We start from the raw sequence: 15,293 nt of genomic DNA, 5'->3' as shown, positions 1-15,293 counted from the left end.
AAGGCGCTCTACCGATCGCTCCTGATCAAGCCGTCTCACCCTCGACCGCCCAGGCTCGCAGCAGCGTGTTGGCGATGGCGAGATGCTGCGGGCTGGTGAAGCCCTCGGGATGGGTGCCCTCCAGCATCGCCAGCGCCTCGTCGCGGGTGAACCAGCGCCCGGCCTCGAGCTCGGTCATGTCGAGGACGATCTCGTCGTTCAGCGCCTCCGCGATGCAGCCGATCATCAGCGAGGAGGGGAAGGGCCAGGGCTGTGAGGCGATGTAGCGGACGGTGCCGACGCGCAGGCCGGCCTCCTCCCAGCTTTCGCGGCGCACCGCATCCTCGAAGGTCTCGCCCGGTTCGACGAAGCCGGCGATGCAGGAATACATCCCCGGTGCGAAACGCGCCTGGCGCGCCAGCAGGCAGGTCTCGCCGCGCGTCACCAGCATGATCACGACCGGGTCGGTGCGTGGGAAGTGCTGGGCGCCGCAGGCGCTGCATTCGCGCTTCCAGCCCGACGCGCCGAGTTGGGTCGGTCCGCCGCACTGGGCGCAGCAGCGGTGGCGCGCATGCCAGTCCAGCAGCGCCTTGGCCTGGCCGAGCGGGCCGACCTCGTCCTCCGGAACCAGCCGCTTCAGCGCGACCGAGCGCAGATCGCTGACCACGAGCTCCGGCCGTGCCCGCAGCACCTCCGCCTGGGACCGGTCCAGCAGCCGCCCGAAGCGCGGGGCGCCATCGGGCGCCAGGCCGAGGAAGGCCTCCTCCAGCCCGTCGCCGAGGGACTGCGTCTCGCCATGGGTGAACCAGATCGAGAGCGCCTCGCCGTCGAGCTTCTTCAGGATCGGCGTCTCGCCGGCGACGACCGCGATGCGCGTGTCCGAGCGGTGGCGCAGCGCGTTGACGGCGTCGGGGTTGTTGCGCAGGTCCTCGCGCCGGTCGAGCTTGTTGACGGCGAAGCCGGTGAGGGCCGAGCGTTCGCGGGGACGGGAGGCGTCGTTCATGCCCTCCGTCCTAAACCCCGCTCCCGCCCCCACGCAAGCACGGTTATGTGGCGCTGCGGCCGCGCAGCAGATGGACGATGGCGGAGAAGTCCGCTCCGCCTTCGCCCCAGGCGTTGTGGAGCCCGTAGAGCTGGGTGGCCGCCGCGCCGAGCGGCGTCGAGGCGCCGGCCGCCTGGGCGGCCTCCTGCGAGAGCTTGAGGTCCTTCAGCATCAGGGCCGAGGCGAAGCCGGGCTTGTACTCGTTGTTGGCCGGCGAGGTCGGCACCGGGCCGGGCACCGGGCAATAGGTCGTCAGCGACCAGCACTGGCCCGACGAGGTCGAAGCGACGTCGAACAGCGCCTGATGCGACAGGCCAAGCTTCTCCGCCAGGACGAAGGCTTCCGACACGCCGATCATCGAGATGCCGAGGATCATGTTGTTGCAGATCTTGGCGGCCTGGCCGTTGCCGGCGGCGCCGCAATGCACGATGCGCCGGCCCATGGCCTTCAGGATCGGCTCGCCCAGCGCGAAGGCCTCCTCGGAACCACCGACCATGAAGGTCAGCGTGCCGCCCTTGGCCCCGCCCGTGCCGCCCGAGACCGGCGCGTCGAGCGAGAGGCAGCCGCGCTCGCCGGCCAGCCCATGTGCCTTGCGCGCGCTTTCGACATCCACGGTCGAGCAGTCGATGATCAGGGCGCCGCTCTTCACGCGGGGCAGCACGTCGCCCCAGACCGAGAGGACATGCTTGCCCGCCGGCAGCATGGTGACGACGATATCGGCGTCCGCGACGGCCTCCTGCGCCGATCCTGCGATCGCCACGCCGAGTTCGGCCGCGGCGTCCTTCGACGCCTGGACCAGATCGAAGGCGCGGACCTCATGCCCCGCCTTGACGAGGTTCCCGGCCATCGGGCCGCCCATATTGCCGAGGCCGATGAAGGCGATGCTGGTCATCAACGTGTCCTCCCGTTGGTTGCGACGTCATGGTCGGCCTTGAGCCGACCATCTCCTGCCGGAGCTTCTCGGATCTGAGCTTCGCTCCGCCAGAGAATGACGCCGAATCTCAATTCCCCTTGGCCCGGCCGACGAGCCCGCGCGCCACGATCATCCGCATCACCTCGTTGGTGCCCTCCAGAATCTGGTGGACGCGCAGGTCGCGGACGATCTTCTCGATCCCATAATCGGCGAGATAGCCGTAGCCGCCATGGATCTGCAGTGCCTCGTTGGCGACGGTGAAGCCCGTGTCGGTCGCGACGCGCTTGGCCATTGCACAGAGCTTGGTGGCGTCCGGCGTCTTGGCGTCGAGCGCCGCTGCAGCCCGCCAGAGCAGGCTGCGCGCGGCCTCCAGTTCCGTGGCCATGTCGGCGAGCTTGAACTGCAGCGCCTGGAAATCCGCGATGCGCGAGCCGAAGGCCTTGCGCTCCTGCGCATAGGCCAGCGCCCTGTCGAGCGCCCCTTGCGCGCCGCCGAGCGAGCAGGCGCCGATGTTGAGCCGCCCGCCATCCAGCCCCGCCATGGCGATCTTGAAGCCGATGCCCTCGGGTCCCAGCCGGTTGGCGACGGGCACGCGGCAGTTCTCGAAGATCACGGCCCGCGTCGGCTGCGCATTCCAGCCCATCTTCTTCTCGTTGGCGCCGAAGGAAAGGCCGGGCGTGCCCTTCTCGACGACGAGCGTCGAGATGCCCGAGGGACCGGCCTCGCCGGTGCGGACCATCACGACATAAAGGTCGGAGACGCCGGCGCCGGAGATGAACTGCTTCTGGCCGTCGAGGATGTAGTGGTCGCCGTCGCGGACCGCCTTCGTCTTGAGCGCAGCGGCGTCCGAGCCGGCGCCGGGCTCGGTCAGGCAGTAGCTCGCCAGATGCTCCATCGTGCAGAGCTTCGGCAGGAAAGCCGCCCGCTGCTCGGCCGAGCCGTAGCGGTCGATCATCCAGGCGCACATGTTGTGGATCGAGATATAGGCCGCGACCGTCGGGCAGCCGGTCGAGAGCGCCTCGAAGATCAGCGCCGCATCGAGCCGCGTGAGGCCGGAGCCCCCGACATCCTCGGCGATGTAGATGCCGCCCATGCCGAGCGCCGCCGCCTGGCGCATCTCGTCGACCGGGAAATGCTTCTCCTCGTCCCAGCGCATCGCGTTGGGCGCCAGCGTCTCGGCGGCGAAGGCGGTGGCCATGCCCTGAATGGCGAGCTGATCTTCGGAGAGGGCGAAGGCGGTCATAGGGTCAAGCCTCGATCAGATGGATCAGACGGGCGTAGCCCGTGCCAGCGAGCTTGCGCGCGAACCGCGCATCGGAGGTGGCGAGGCGAGCGCCGCGCCTTTCCGAAAAGGCCAAAAAAAGACAGTCTGCGCACGGATGGACGAGTTCCAGCGACAACTCGAGCGCACGCGAAACCTCCGGCACGCTTGGTTCGATCGGTACGAGCCCTTCTGCGAAATCGTAAGCGGCACGCGCGAACTCAGACGTAACGGCATTGCGCCGGACCGATCGCGTCAATGCATTGGCCAGCTCGATGCGGATCAGGTCCGGCGCCAACAAGGTCTCTGCCTCAGCCATGGCCGTCCTTGCAGTGTGACTGCGAGGGCCATCGACCACCGCGTCGAACAGCACGCTGGTGTCGACGATCATCACAGATCGCGTTCCCAATCGTCCGCTTCATCGCGGATCTCTCGGACGATTTCGGCCCCGCTTATGTTCACTTTCGGGAAGCCGTGTTCGCGCTCGAACTTCTCGAACAGAGCCTTCCGATCCGCGCCGGTCAGCGGAGCACCACGCGTCAACGCGAGGCTGGCTTCGTGCTGCAGTGATGTACCGTTGAGTTCGGCCTTGAGCTTCAATCGCCGCACCACCGCCTCCTCGACATCGCGGATCAGCAGATTGCCCATGCCACACCTCCCTTGCTAGCAAAGATGATAGCAAGGGAGGTGGTCGTTCTCAACCCATCGTCGGGATGACGAAGCTCGCGCCGTCCTTGATGCCGCTCGGCCAGCGCGCCGTCACCGTCTTGGTCTTGGTGTAGAAGCGGATCGAGTCCGGGCCGTGCTGGTTCAGGTCGCCGAAGGACGAGCGCTTCCAGCCACCGAAGGTGTAATAGGCCAGCGGCACCGGGATCGGCACGTTGATGCCGACCATGCCGACCTGAACCTTCGAGGCGAAGTCGCGTGCCGCGTCGCCGTCGCGGGTGAAGATCGCGGTGCCGTTGCCGTATTCGTGGTCGTTGGTGAGCTTCAGCGCCTCGTCATAGCTCTCGGCGCGCAGCACGGAGAGGACCGGCCCGAAGATCTCCTCCTTGTAGATGCGCATGTCCTTGGTGACGTTGTCGAACAGGCAGCCGCCGACATAGAAGCCGTTCTCATAGCCCTGCATCGTGAAGCCGCGGCCGTCGACGAGGAGCTTCGCGCCTTCCTGCACGCCGATATCGACGTAGTTCTTGATCTTCTCCATGGCGGCCTTGGTGACGACCGGGCCGTAATCGGCGGTGACGTCCGTCGAGGGGCCGACCTTCAGGCTCTCCACGCGGGGGATAAGCCGCTTCACCAGCTCGTCGGCCGTGGCCTTGCCGACGGGCACCGCGACCGAGATCGCCATGCAGCGTTCCCCGGCCGAGCCGTAGCCGGCGCCGATCAGCGCATCGACCGCCTGGTCCATATCGGCGTCGGGCATGATGATCATGTGGTTCTTGGCGCCGCCGAAGCACTGCACGCGCTTACCGGCCGCGCAGCCGCGAGCGTAGATATACTCCGCGATCGGCGTCGAGCCGACGAAGCCGACGGCCTTGATGTCGGGGTCGTCCAGGATGGCGTCGACCGCCTCCTTGTCGCCGTTGACGACGTTGAGGATGCCGGGAGGACCGCCCGCCTCGATGAACAGCTCGGCGAGGCGCATCGGCACGCCGGGATCGCGCTCCGAGGGCTTCAGGATGAAGGCGTTGCCGCAGGCGATCGCGGGGCCGAGCTTCCAGAGCGGGATCATCGCCGGGAAGTTGAACGGCGTGATGCCCGCGCAGACGCCGAGCGGCTGGCGCAGCGAATAGATGTCGATGCCGGGGCCGGCGCCGTCGGTGAACTCGCCCTTCATCAGGTTCGGCACGCCGAGCGAGAACTCGACGACCTCGACGCCGCGCTGGATGTCGCCCTTGGCGTCGGGAATGGTCTTGCCGTGTTCGCGGGCGAGCAGTTCGGCCAGTTCGTCATTATTCTGCGCGATCAGGTCGAGGAACTTCATCAGCACGCGGGCGCGGCGCTGCGGGTTGACCGCGGCCCATTTCGGCTGCGCCTCGGCGGCATTCTCGACAGCGGCGCGCAGCTCGGCGACCGAGGCCAGCGCGACCTTGCCGATCACCGAGCCGTCCATCGGCTGGAAGATGTCGGCGCTGCGCCCCGAGGTGCCGGCGACATGCTTGCCGCCGATGAAGTGCCCGACCTGACGCATCGCGTCCTCCCCTACCAATGGTGATGGCTCGAAATTCCGCTCTCCCCTACCATTCCTGTTTGCGCACGGCTATAGCGGAAGCCGGGCCGACGGCGTGCGGAAAAGCAAATACCGGGGAGTGGCGATGGAGCGGTTCGACTGGGATGATCTGCGCTTCTTCCTCGCCGTGGCCCGCTCCGGCCGGCTGACCGCCGCCGCCCGGCGCCTCGGCGCCGATCACGCCACCGTTTCGCGTCGCATCACCTCGCTGGAGGAATCGCTCAAAGCCAAGCTCTTCGAGCGGCGCCCGCAGGGCTATACGCTGACGGCGCATGGCGAGCGTCTGCTGGTCCGCGCCGAGAACATGGAAACCGATGCGCTGGCGATCCAGAGCGACATCGGCGGCGCCGACATGGCGCTGGCCGGCACGGTCCGGATCGGCGCGCCGGACGGCTTCGGCACGGTCTTCCTCGCACCGCGACTGGCCAAGCTCGCCGGCGTCTATCCCGGCCTCGAACTCCAGCTCATCGCCATGCCCCGGCTGCTCTCGCTCTCGAAGCGCGAGGCCGATGTCGCGATCACGCTCGCCCCGCCGAAGGAGGGCAAGGTCGTCGCGCGCAAGCTCTCGGACTACCGCCTCGGCCTCTACGCCAGCCGGGATTATCTCGACGCCATGCCGACGGTGACGAAGCCTGAGGACCTCTTCTCCCACCGCATCGTCGGTTACATCGACGATCTGATCTTCACCCCCGAACTCGACTATCTCGACGAAATCGCCAAGGGCCTCCGCGCCCAGGTGCAGAGTTCGAGCGTGCTGGCGCAAATGAACGCTGTCGTCTCCGGAGCGGGCATCGGCGTGATCCACCACTTCATGGCGGCGGACGAGCCGAGGCTGGTGCCGGTGCTGCCCGAGACGGTCTCGATCACGCGCTCCTTCTGGATGCTCGTCCATGCCGATCTGAAGGACGTGGCCCGCGTCCGGGCGATCGTCGATTTCATCGTCCGCGAGGCCAAGGCGAACCGCGCCTTGCTGATGGGCGAGACACAGGCGGCGGCGTCGCCGGCCTGACCGCTCGGGCTGCGATGCGGCTCGTCAGTGCGACTGCGTGCTAGATTCGCCAGGGCAGGACGTTGCCGGGAAACCGCTTCGCCAGCCGGTCGAGCGTCAGCATGGCGGCGAGGATCACCGCGGACGCGCTGATCGCGACGGCCGCCGCCTCGCCGGCGAGACCCGCTTCCTTGAGAGAGAAAAGCACCACGCCGAGTGTTTCGGTGCCTGACGACCAGAGCAGGGCCGAGACGGTCAGCTCGTTGAAGGCGACGAGGAACACCATCAGCGCACTCACCACCGCTGCCGGGGCGAGAATGGGCGCCACGATGAAGCGCAGCATCTGCCAGAGCGTCACGCCGTCGAGCTTTGCGGCATCCTCGTGATGCGCCTCGATCTGCGCCATGGCGGCCAGCGGCGCCTTCAGCGCCAGCGGCAGGAAGCGCGCCAGATAGGCGAAGAGGATGATGAAGGGCGTGGCGTAGATGCTCACGCCCAGCAGCGGCAGCGGCTTCAGGAACATCAGGATGCAGGCGATGGCGAGCACCACGCCCGGCAGCGCATAGGGCAGCTCGATCACCGCCTCGACGATCCGGCGGAGCTTCCCCATCCGCCGCTCCAGAGCATAGGCGAAGGCAATCGAGCCGAGCGCCAGGATCAGCGCGGCGCTGCCGGCGAAGAGGAAGGAGTTGCGAAAGGCCCGCATCGTCACGTCCTGCCGCAGCAGAACCTCGGCGAATTTCTCGAAGGTCAGGCTCTGCCAGGTCAGGGCGACACCGAGCGCCGGCGTCAGCGCCTCTGCCAGCAGAGCCAGGAAGGGCAGGCCGAGCTTGACTGCGAGCAGGAGCAATAGCGCGCCGGTGACGAAGGGCCGCGCCCGGCCGAGCGTCCAGAACGGCTCGAGCGGCCGCTCGATCTCGACCTTGCCGCCGGCCCGCCGCGTCGCCAGCATGCCGGCCGCAATGCCCAGCGCCGCGACCAGCCCGACGAGGATCGAGAGTGCGGCGGCGTCCGGCAGGCCGGCCGGACCGAAGCTCGACAGGCGCCGGTAGATCAGCGTCGGCAGCGTCAGATAGTTCACCGGCAGGCCGAGCAGCGCGGGAATCCCGAAATTGCCGATGCCGGCCACGAAGGCGAGCAGCGCCGCGGCGATGATCTGCGGACGCAGCACCGGCAGCAGCACGCGGCCGATGATGGTCGCCGGTCCCGCGCCCTCCATCTGGGCGGCCTCGATCAGCGAATGAGGCACGCTGCGCAGCCCGGTCCAGAGCGTGATGGCGACGAGCGGGGCGTGGTGCAGCGCCATGACCAGCGCGATCCCGCCACGACCGAGCAGCGGGTTCGGCGTGCCCGGAGGCGGGGCGAGGCCGATCAGCGCCAGGATCGGTGATTGCGGCGCGAACAGGCTGAGAAAGGCGAGCGCGGCGACCTGCGGCGCGATCATCATCGAGAAGACGAGGGCGAAGGCGATCGGCCTCTTGCCGCGCATGTCGGTGACGCTCAGCAGGATCGCCGCCGCGCCGCCGATCAGCAGCGCGCCGAGTGCCGAGAGGCCGGCCGTCTCGAGCGTGTGCAGTGTCGCATTGATCGCGGAGCGGCTGGCGAGCAGGGCGAGGGCGTCGGCGGGCGCGAACTGCCCGCCGGGCGCGAGGGCGGCGCCCGCCAGACGCAAGAAGGGCAGGCCGCCGAGCAGGACCGCGATGGCGGCGACCAGCACGGGCAGCCCCAGCCCCGCCGGCAGGGCGGGGCGCCGCCAGGACGGGCGGCCGGGCGCCTCCCGCCAGCCGGTCTGGGCGGCGAGCGTCACTCGAAGATCGCGCTGAAGCGCTTGCGGGCGGCGGGCTCGTCGGCCAGCGCCTTGGCGGCATCGAACGGCATCAGCTTGATGGCGCTGCGGGCAGGGTAGCCGGCGGGCAGGGCGACGTCGGGATGTGCCGCGACATAGCCCTGCTTGAGGGCGAGTTCCTGGCCTTCCTTGGACAGCAGGAAGTCGACGAAGGCCTTGGCGGCTTCGGGGTTCTTGCTGGTCTTCAGGATCGCGACCGGCTCGCTGACGGCGGAGACGCCTTCGCTCGGGAAGACGAACTCGACGGGCGCGCCCTTGGCCTTCTCGCGGATCGGCATGAAGTCGACGATCATGCCGTAGAGCTTCTCGCCCGTGGCGACCTGGCGGAGGATGTCGCCATTGGCGCCGGCAGCAAGGGCGCCATTCTTCTGCAGCGCCTCATAGAAGCCCCAGCCGGTCGGCAGGTTGCTGTTGAGCGTGATCGTGTGGATCATCGCCGCACCCGAATTGAGGGGGCTCGGCATCGCCACGAGGTTCTTCGCTTCGGGCTTCGTCAGGTCGAGCCAGCTCGACGGCTTCAGCGGCGCCTTGGTGTTGTAGACGATGCCCGTGGTGATCAGTTTGGTCGCGAACCAGAATTTCGCCTTGTCGTGCACGCCGGCGGGGTAGGCCGAGATGTCGGCCTTGTCATGCGCCAGCAGGCGGTCTTCCTTCTTGAGGCCTTCCATGGTGACCGCGTCGGCGATCAGCAGCAGGTCGGGCTGGGGCGCGCCCGCCTCGAACTCGGCCCGCAGTTTCGCCATGACGCGCGGCGTCCCGTCGCGCACGAAGCTGATCTCGACCTTGGGATGCTTGGCCTTGAAGGCGTCGATGGTCTGCTGGGCGTCGGTGTTGGGCTGGCTCGTGTAGAGGACGAGCTTGCCTTCGACCGCTGCGGCCTGGCCTGCAAGCAGGAACGCGGCCGAAAGGCTGGCGAAGAGGCCGGTGGCAAGGGCGCGGGGGAACGCCTTGAAGCGCATGGTGGTCTCCTTTGCGGATGCCCGGAACGGGGCCTGCGCTGGCGGTAGTCTGCGCATATGACATATCCATGAAAGCGTCGTCATCTGCCCGGCTGTCACGGATGCGGGCGCGGCTGCTCGCGTTGCCGGGTTGACCCTTCCACCTCGCCGTCCCACTTTCGGGCTCCACGCCCAGCCTTCCACAGGACCGACATGACTGCCTCAAAGCTCGACCAGCTTCGCCAGATGACCACTGTCGTTGCCGATACCGGCGACATCGAAGCGGTCCGCCGGCTGAAGCCCGTCGATTGCACGACCAATCCGACCCTGATCCTCAAGGCTGTCGAGACGCCGGCCTATGCCGATCTGGTCGAGGAGGCCGTGACCTGGGGCAAGAAGGCTGGCGGGGGAGAATCGACGGTCCATGCCGTCTGCGATCGGCTGGCCGTGACCTTCGGCGCCGAGCTGACGAAGATCGTCCCTGGTCGGGTTTCGACCGAGGTCGACGCCGATCTCTCCTTCGACACGCAGGCGACGATCGATAAGGCACGCGCCATCATTGCCGCGTATCAGGAGCGGGGGATCGAGAAGGACCGTATCCTGATCAAGATCGCCTCGACCTGGGAGGGCATCCAGTCTGCCAGGGTTTTGCAGGCCGAGGGCATCGACTGCAATTTGACGCTGCTGTTCAGCCTGCCGCAGGCCGTCGCCTGCGCTGACGCCAAGGCCTTTCTGATCTCGCCCTTCGTCGGGCGGATCCTCGACTGGCACGTCAAGGCCGGTGGCGGTCCCTACACGGCCGAGACCGATCCGGGCGTGGTGTCGGTGCGCACGATCTACGACTACTATAAAGCTCACGGCATCGAAACGGTCGTGATGGGCGCGTCCTTCCGCAATACCGGCGAGATCGAGGCCCTCGCAGGTTGTGACCGGCTGACGATTGGGCCAGGGCTGCTCGATGAACTCGCCGCCGCGCCCGGCGAGCTGCCGCGCAAACTCTCTCCCGATACGCCGCGCGAGGCGCCGGCCCGTCTTCATCTCGACGAGAAGGCTTTCCGCTTCGCACTCAATGAAGATGCGATGGCGACAGAAAAGCTGGCGGAGGGCATCCGCGGCTTCGTCAAGGACCTGCGCGCACTGCGCAAGCTGGTCGCCGCGCGCCTCGTCTGAGGCGTCTCGCGTCGATCAGGGGGCTTTCGCTTCGGCCTGCGCGGTGATGGCGGGCTTCGGCGGGGCCGTGGCGCCCTCGAAGAAGCTGCGTCCGCCCGCCGCGGCGGTCTCGAGCTGGGCCTTCCAGCCCTTGCTGTCCTTGCCGGCGCTGAGGGCGGTGAAGTCGCTGCGCCGACCGTCGCCGCCGCGTCCGCCCTGATAGACCATCACGCCCTGCGCGGTGACGACGATGTCGCCGCGCCGCAGGGTCGGGTCCTTCAGATACCAGTTCGGGTCCGAGGATGGATCGAGCTGAACGACCGGCGGCTTCGGCTTGGACGAGACCTCGGGTGCCTTCTGGCGGGGCAGCACCTGTCGCGGCTCGTCATATTCATAGATCGGCGTTGCGCGCAGGCGCGGACCGCCACCGAAGATGGCGCGACCCAGCTCCTCGAAGATGTTGGCCGCCTGCGCCGGCGCTCCCGCCGCCGCGATCACGGCCACCAGCCCCACCATCGTCGCTCGCCGCGCCATCATCGCACCATCCTCCGTCAATCGGCTGATCAACGAGCAATGGTCGCAAAAGGTTCAGCCCCGGTTCACCGAAGCGGTTAACATTTTTGGCGCGGCAGGCGGAGCGTTCGGTCAGCGCTTCGCCGCCAGCGCCTCTGCGCGGATGGTGGAGAGCGAGCGGGCCGGCGTGATCGCCTCGGGATCGAGCAGACAGTGGATGATGGCAGGCTTGCCGGAGGCCTGCGCCCGCTCGAAGGCAGGGCCGAATTCCGCGGTCGTCTCGACGCGCTCGCCATGACCGCCGAAGGCCCGCGCATAGGCGGCGAAATCGGGGTTCTTCAGCGTCGTCGCCGAGACGCGGCCCGGATACTCCCGCTCCTGATGCATCCGGATGGTGCCGTACATGCCGTTGTCGACGACGATGACGATGACCGGCAAATCGTACTGAACGGCCGTGGCGAAGTCCTGCCCGTTCATCAGGAAGCAGCCATCGCCGGCGAAGGCGACGACGGTGCGCTCCGGATAGAGCCGCTTGGCGCCGATGGCTGCCGGAACGCCATAGCCCATCGAGCCCGAGGTCGGCGCCAACTGCGTCGCGAACTTGGTGAAGCGGTGGAAGCGGTGCACCCAGGTCGCGTAATTGCCGGCGCCGTTGCAGAGGATCGCGTCCTCCGGCAGGTGGTTGCGCAGCCAGCGCACCATCTCGCCGGGATGGAACGTGCCGGCGACCGGCGCCGGCTGCTCGCTCCAGCCGAGATAGGCTTCATGCGCCGCAGCCGCCGCACCGGCCCAGGGGATCTGCTGCGGGGGATGCACCGTCTCCAGCGCGGCGCAGAAAGCGGTGGGCGAGGCGTTGATCGCCAGCGTCGGGCGATAGACACGTCCCAGCTCCTCCGGATCCGGATGGACATGAACCAGCGGTCGGCCGGGATTGGGAATGCCGAAGAGGGTATAGGACTGGCTCGGCATCTCCGAGAGCCGCCCGCCGACGAGGATGACGAGATCGCTCTCCTTGATCCGCGCCAGCAGCTTCGGATTGGGGCCGATGCCGAGATCGCCAGCAAAATTCGAATGGGTGGCCGGGAACAGCATCTGCCGCCGGAAGGACACCGCGACGGGAAGATCGAACCGCTCGGCGAAGCGCTGGAAGCGCTCGATCGCCTGAGGGTTCCAGCGCGAGCCGCCCAGGATCGCGATGGGCGACTTCGCCGCCCAGAGCCGCTTCTGCAGGTCGATCGTCTGCAGCAGGGAAGGGTGGGTCTCGGTGACCTGGTAAGGCTCTGCGTCCACCGCCTCGACGACGTCGGTCAGCATGTCCTCGGGCAGCGCGATCACCACCGGGCCGGGCCGGCCCGAGGTCGCGACATGGAAGGCGCGGCTGATGATCTCGGGGATGCGCTCGGCCTGGTCGATCTCGGTCGCCCATTTCGTCATGGTGCCGAAGACGGCGCGATAGTCGAGCTCCTGGAAGGCCTCGCGCTCGCGCATCGAGCGGTCGATCTGGCCGACGAAGAGGATCAGCGGCGTCGAATCCTGATGCGCGATATGGACGCCCGGCGAGGCGTTCGTGGCACCCGGCCCGCGGGTGACGAAGCAGATGCCGGGCTTTCCCGTCAGCTTGCCGGCGGCTTCGGCCATCATGCAGGCGCCGCCCTCGGCCCGGCAGATCGTGACCCTCAACTTGGCGTCGTGCAGCGCGTCGAGCACGGCGAGATAGCTCTCGCCGGGCACGCAGAACGCGTCGGTCGCGCCATGGATCAGGAGTTGGTCGACGAGGATCTGCCCGCCGGTGCGTAGTGCCATAGCCACATTCCTCTCGCGGCTCCTCAAATCGAGGGCCGTGTACGTCACATTATCCGAGGCGCCCGCCCCAGGCCGGGTCGTTCAACACCTCGTCGGCATGTTCGCCCAGCCGCGGGCTCGGACGCGGCGAGACCTGCCGGACTCCGTCCATGACGATCGGCGAGGCGACCGTGGGAATCGCGCCGCCCTTCGCCTCGGCGCTGGCGAGATCGACCCGGACGCCGCGCGCGACCACCTGCGGATCGGCGAAGACCTCGTCGACGGCATTGATCGGGCCGGCCGGGACACCGACCTTCTCCAGCGCCGCCAGCAGGTCGGCCTTGGTGTAGCGCTGGCAAAGGGCATGCAGCCTTTCGGTGAGCGCGACGCGGTTCTTCACCCGCGAGCGGTTGTCGACATAGGCCGGGTCGTCCGCCAGACCTGCCTCACCCAACACCTCGCAGAGCTTGCGCCACTGCCCATCATTTCCGGTGGCGATGATGATGTGCCCGTCCGCGACGGGGAACACGTCATAGGGCACGATATTGGGGTGCGCGTTGCCCAGCCGTGGCGGCAGATTGCCCGAGACGAGATAGTTCAGTGCCTGGTTGCCGAGCACGGCGATCTGGCTGTCGAGCAGCGCCATGTCGAGCGTCGCGCCCTCGCCGGTTGCATCGCGCCGCCGCAGCGCCGAGAGGATGCCGATCGTGGCGTAGAGCCCGGTATAGATATCCGCCGTCGCATAGGCCGCCTTCATCGGCGCGCCCTCCGGCTCGCCGGTCAGCGACATCACCCCGCCCATGCCCTGGACCAGGAAGTCGTAGCCCGCGCGCGGCGCATAGGGGCCGGTCTGGCCGAAGCCCGTGACCGAGCAGTAAATCAGTCGCGGATAGGCGGCTCGCAGCGAGGCGGCGTCGAGCCCGTATTTCTCTAAGCCCCCGACCTTGAAGTTCTCGACCACGACATCGGCATGGGCGGCGAGCCTGCGCACCAGCGCCTGGCCCTCGGGTGTCCGGAAATCGGCGGTGATCGAGCGCTTGCCGCGATTGGCGGAGTGGAAATAGGCGGCCGAGAGATGCTCCTCGCCCGCGCCCTCGACGAAGGGCGGCCCCCATTTGCGGGTGTCGTCGCCCTCGGGCGCCTCGACCTTGACGACATCGGCGCCGAGATCGGCCAGCACCTGGCCGATCCAGGGCCCGGCGAGGATACGCGCGAGTTCGAGGACGCGCAGGCCGGCGAGGGGAGGGGTGACGGTCATGGCGCCTTTGGCTCGACGTCATGGTCGGGCTTGACCCGACCATCTCCGGGGAAGTTCACGCGGGGCGAGATGCCCGGGTCAAGCCCGGGCATGACGGCTGCCGGACACGCTCAGAAAAACGCCTGCAGCCCGGTGACGGCCCGGCCGAGGATCAGCGCGTGGACGTCATGCGTGCCCTCATAGGTGTTCACCGTCTCGAGGTTCGCCGCATGGCGCATCACGTGGTACTCGATCTGGATGCCGTTGCCGCCATGCATGTCGCGGGCCTGGCGGGCGATGTCCAGCGCCTTGCCGCAATTGTTGCGCTTGACGAGGCTGATCATCTCCGGGGCCATCTTGCCCTCGTCCATCAGCCGGCCGACGCGGAGCGAGCCCTGCAGGCCGAGCGTGATCTCGGTCAGCATGTCCGCGAGCTTCTTCTGGTAGAGCTGCGTCTGGGCGAGCGGCTTGTTGAACTGCTTGCGGTCGAGCCCGTACTGGCGCGCGCGATGGAAGCAGTCCTCGGCCGCGCCCATCACGCCCCAGGAAATGCCGTAGCGCGCCCGGTTGAGGCAGCCGAACGGGCCTTTAAGGCCGGAGACGTTGGGCAGCAGGTTCTCTTCCGGCACGATCACGCCGTCCATGACGATCTCGCCGGTGATCGAGGCGCGCAGGCTGAGCTTGCCCCCGATCTTCGGGGCCGAGAGCCCCTTCATGCCCTTCTCGAGGATGAAGCCGCGGATCTGGTTGTCATGCGCGGCCGACTTCGCCCAGACGACGAAGACGTCGGCGATCGGCGAGTTCGAGATCCACATCTTCGAGCCGGTGAGGCGATAGCCGTCGGCAACCTTCTCGGCGCGGGTCTTCATCCCGGCCGGGTCGGAGCCGGCATCGGGCTCGGTCAGGCCGAAGCAGCCGACCCACTCGCCCGAGCCGAGCTTGGGCAGGTACTTCTTGCGCTGGGTCTCGTCGCCATAGGCGTAGATCGGGTACATCACCAGCGAGGACTGCACCGACATCATCGAGCGATAGCCGGAATCGATCCGCTCGACCTCGCGAGCGACCAGCCCGTAGGAGACGTAGTTGGCGCCGGCGCAGCCATACTCCTCCGGCACGGTCACGCCGAGAAGGCCGAGCTCGCCCATCTCGTTGAAGATGGCGCGGTCGGTCTTCTCCTCGAGATAGGCTTCCGCCACGCGCGGCTGCAGCTTCTCCTGCGCATAGGCCCGCGCCGTGTCGCGGATCAGGCGCTCATCCTCGGTCAGCTGCTCGTCGAGCAGGAAGGCGTCGTCCCAGGTGAATTCGGCCAGCTTGTGGCTGGTGCTGTGGCTGCGGGCGGCTTCGGCCATGGTCGTCTCCCTCATCGTTCCTGCTCACCGTCATTGCGAGGAGCGTAGCGACGAAGCAATCCA

The 15,293-nt window shown here is 67.8% G+C and carries 14 protein-coding genes; 2 read left to right on the top strand and 12 right to left on the bottom strand.

Annotation, left to right across the window (positions count from 1 at the left end):
- Positions 1-25: 25 nt before the first annotated feature.
- The 6 genes from nudC to AX750_RS14155 all read right to left on the bottom strand — a co-directional run bounded on the left by nudC (position 26) and on the right by AX750_RS14155 (position 5,389).
- A complete protein-coding gene (gene nudC / locus AX750_RS14180) occupies positions 26-982 on the bottom strand; it encodes an NAD(+) diphosphatase (RefSeq protein WP_066716761.1) in 957 nt (318 codons plus the stop codon).
- A gap of 43 nt (positions 983-1,025) precedes the next feature.
- Positions 1,026-1,913: a 3-hydroxyisobutyrate dehydrogenase gene (gene mmsB / locus AX750_RS14175; RefSeq protein ID WP_066716760.1), complete on the bottom strand. Its 888-nt coding sequence runs from the start codon at positions 1,911-1,913 to the stop codon at positions 1,026-1,028.
- A gap of 109 nt (positions 1,914-2,022) precedes the next feature.
- A complete protein-coding gene (locus AX750_RS14170; RefSeq protein ID WP_066716758.1) occupies positions 2,023-3,177 on the bottom strand; it encodes an isobutyryl-CoA dehydrogenase in 1,155 nt (384 codons plus the stop codon).
- Between the two features lie 4 nt (positions 3,178-3,181).
- The gene (locus tag AX750_RS14165; protein ID WP_066716756.1) at positions 3,182-3,586 is read right to left on the bottom strand and encodes a type II toxin-antitoxin system VapC family toxin; all 405 of its coding nucleotides are present in this window, start codon (positions 3,584-3,586) and stop codon (positions 3,182-3,184) included.
- The gene (locus tag AX750_RS14160) at positions 3,586-3,843 is read right to left on the bottom strand and encodes a hypothetical protein (protein WP_066716754.1); all 258 of its coding nucleotides are present in this window, start codon (positions 3,841-3,843) and stop codon (positions 3,586-3,588) included. Before AX750_RS14160 ends, AX750_RS14165 begins: the two co-directional genes overlap by 1 nt.
- A gap of 49 nt (positions 3,844-3,892) precedes the next feature.
- On the bottom strand, positions 3,893-5,389 hold the full coding sequence (locus AX750_RS14155; protein WP_066716753.1) for a CoA-acylating methylmalonate-semialdehyde dehydrogenase: 1,497 nt from the start codon (positions 5,387-5,389) through the stop codon (positions 3,893-3,895).
- A gap of 124 nt (positions 5,390-5,513) precedes the next feature.
- Here AX750_RS14155 and AX750_RS14150 point away from each other — a divergent pair, with 124 nt between their 5' ends.
- A complete protein-coding gene (locus tag AX750_RS14150) occupies positions 5,514-6,437 on the top strand; it encodes a LysR family transcriptional regulator (protein ID WP_066716750.1) in 924 nt (307 codons plus the stop codon).
- Between the two features lie 40 nt (positions 6,438-6,477).
- Here the strand turns inward: AX750_RS14150 and AX750_RS14145 are convergent, their stop codons facing one another.
- Positions 6,478-8,223 carry an iron ABC transporter permease gene (locus tag AX750_RS14145; protein ID WP_245282398.1) on the bottom strand — a complete coding sequence of 582 codons (1,746 nt, stop codon included), beginning with the start codon at positions 8,221-8,223 and terminating at the stop codon, positions 6,478-6,480.
- Positions 8,220-9,221 carry an ABC transporter substrate-binding protein gene (locus AX750_RS14140; protein WP_066716748.1) on the bottom strand — a complete coding sequence of 334 codons (1,002 nt, stop codon included), beginning with the start codon at positions 9,219-9,221 and terminating at the stop codon, positions 8,220-8,222. The genes AX750_RS14145 and AX750_RS14140 overlap by 4 nt, the downstream gene beginning before the upstream one ends.
- A gap of 192 nt (positions 9,222-9,413) precedes the next feature.
- On the opposite strand from AX750_RS14140, the gene tal reads away from it, so the two are divergent.
- Complete coding sequence (tal, locus tag AX750_RS14135) at positions 9,414-10,370, top strand: transaldolase (RefSeq protein WP_066716746.1); 957 nt, start codon at positions 9,414-9,416, stop codon at positions 10,368-10,370.
- Between the two features lie 15 nt (positions 10,371-10,385).
- On the opposite strand, the gene AX750_RS14130 is transcribed toward tal, so the two are convergent.
- From AX750_RS14130 to AX750_RS14115, 4 genes are all read right to left on the bottom strand, one after another.
- Entirely contained in the window at positions 10,386-10,886 is a 501-nt protein-coding gene (locus tag AX750_RS14130) for a hypothetical protein (RefSeq protein ID WP_066716744.1), read from the bottom strand.
- 108 nt (positions 10,887-10,994) lie between these two features.
- Complete coding sequence (locus AX750_RS14125; RefSeq protein ID WP_066716741.1) at positions 10,995-12,665, bottom strand: thiamine pyrophosphate-binding protein; 1,671 nt, start codon at positions 12,663-12,665, stop codon at positions 10,995-10,997.
- Between the two features lie 49 nt (positions 12,666-12,714).
- Positions 12,715-13,902, bottom strand: coding sequence for a CoA transferase (locus tag AX750_RS14120; protein WP_066716738.1), 1,188 nt, complete (start codon positions 13,900-13,902; stop codon positions 12,715-12,717).
- A gap of 110 nt (positions 13,903-14,012) precedes the next feature.
- Entirely contained in the window at positions 14,013-15,230 is a 1,218-nt protein-coding gene (locus AX750_RS14115; protein ID WP_066716736.1) for an acyl-CoA dehydrogenase, read from the bottom strand.
- Positions 15,231-15,293 lie beyond the last annotated feature (63 nt).

Source organism: Methylobacterium sp. CCH7-A2 (assembly GCF_001557075.1).
In the GTDB taxonomy this organism is placed as follows: Bacteria; Pseudomonadota; Alphaproteobacteria; order Rhizobiales; family Beijerinckiaceae; genus Allobosea; species Allobosea massiliensis.
This window is presented reverse-complemented; position numbering and strand designations above follow the sequence as displayed.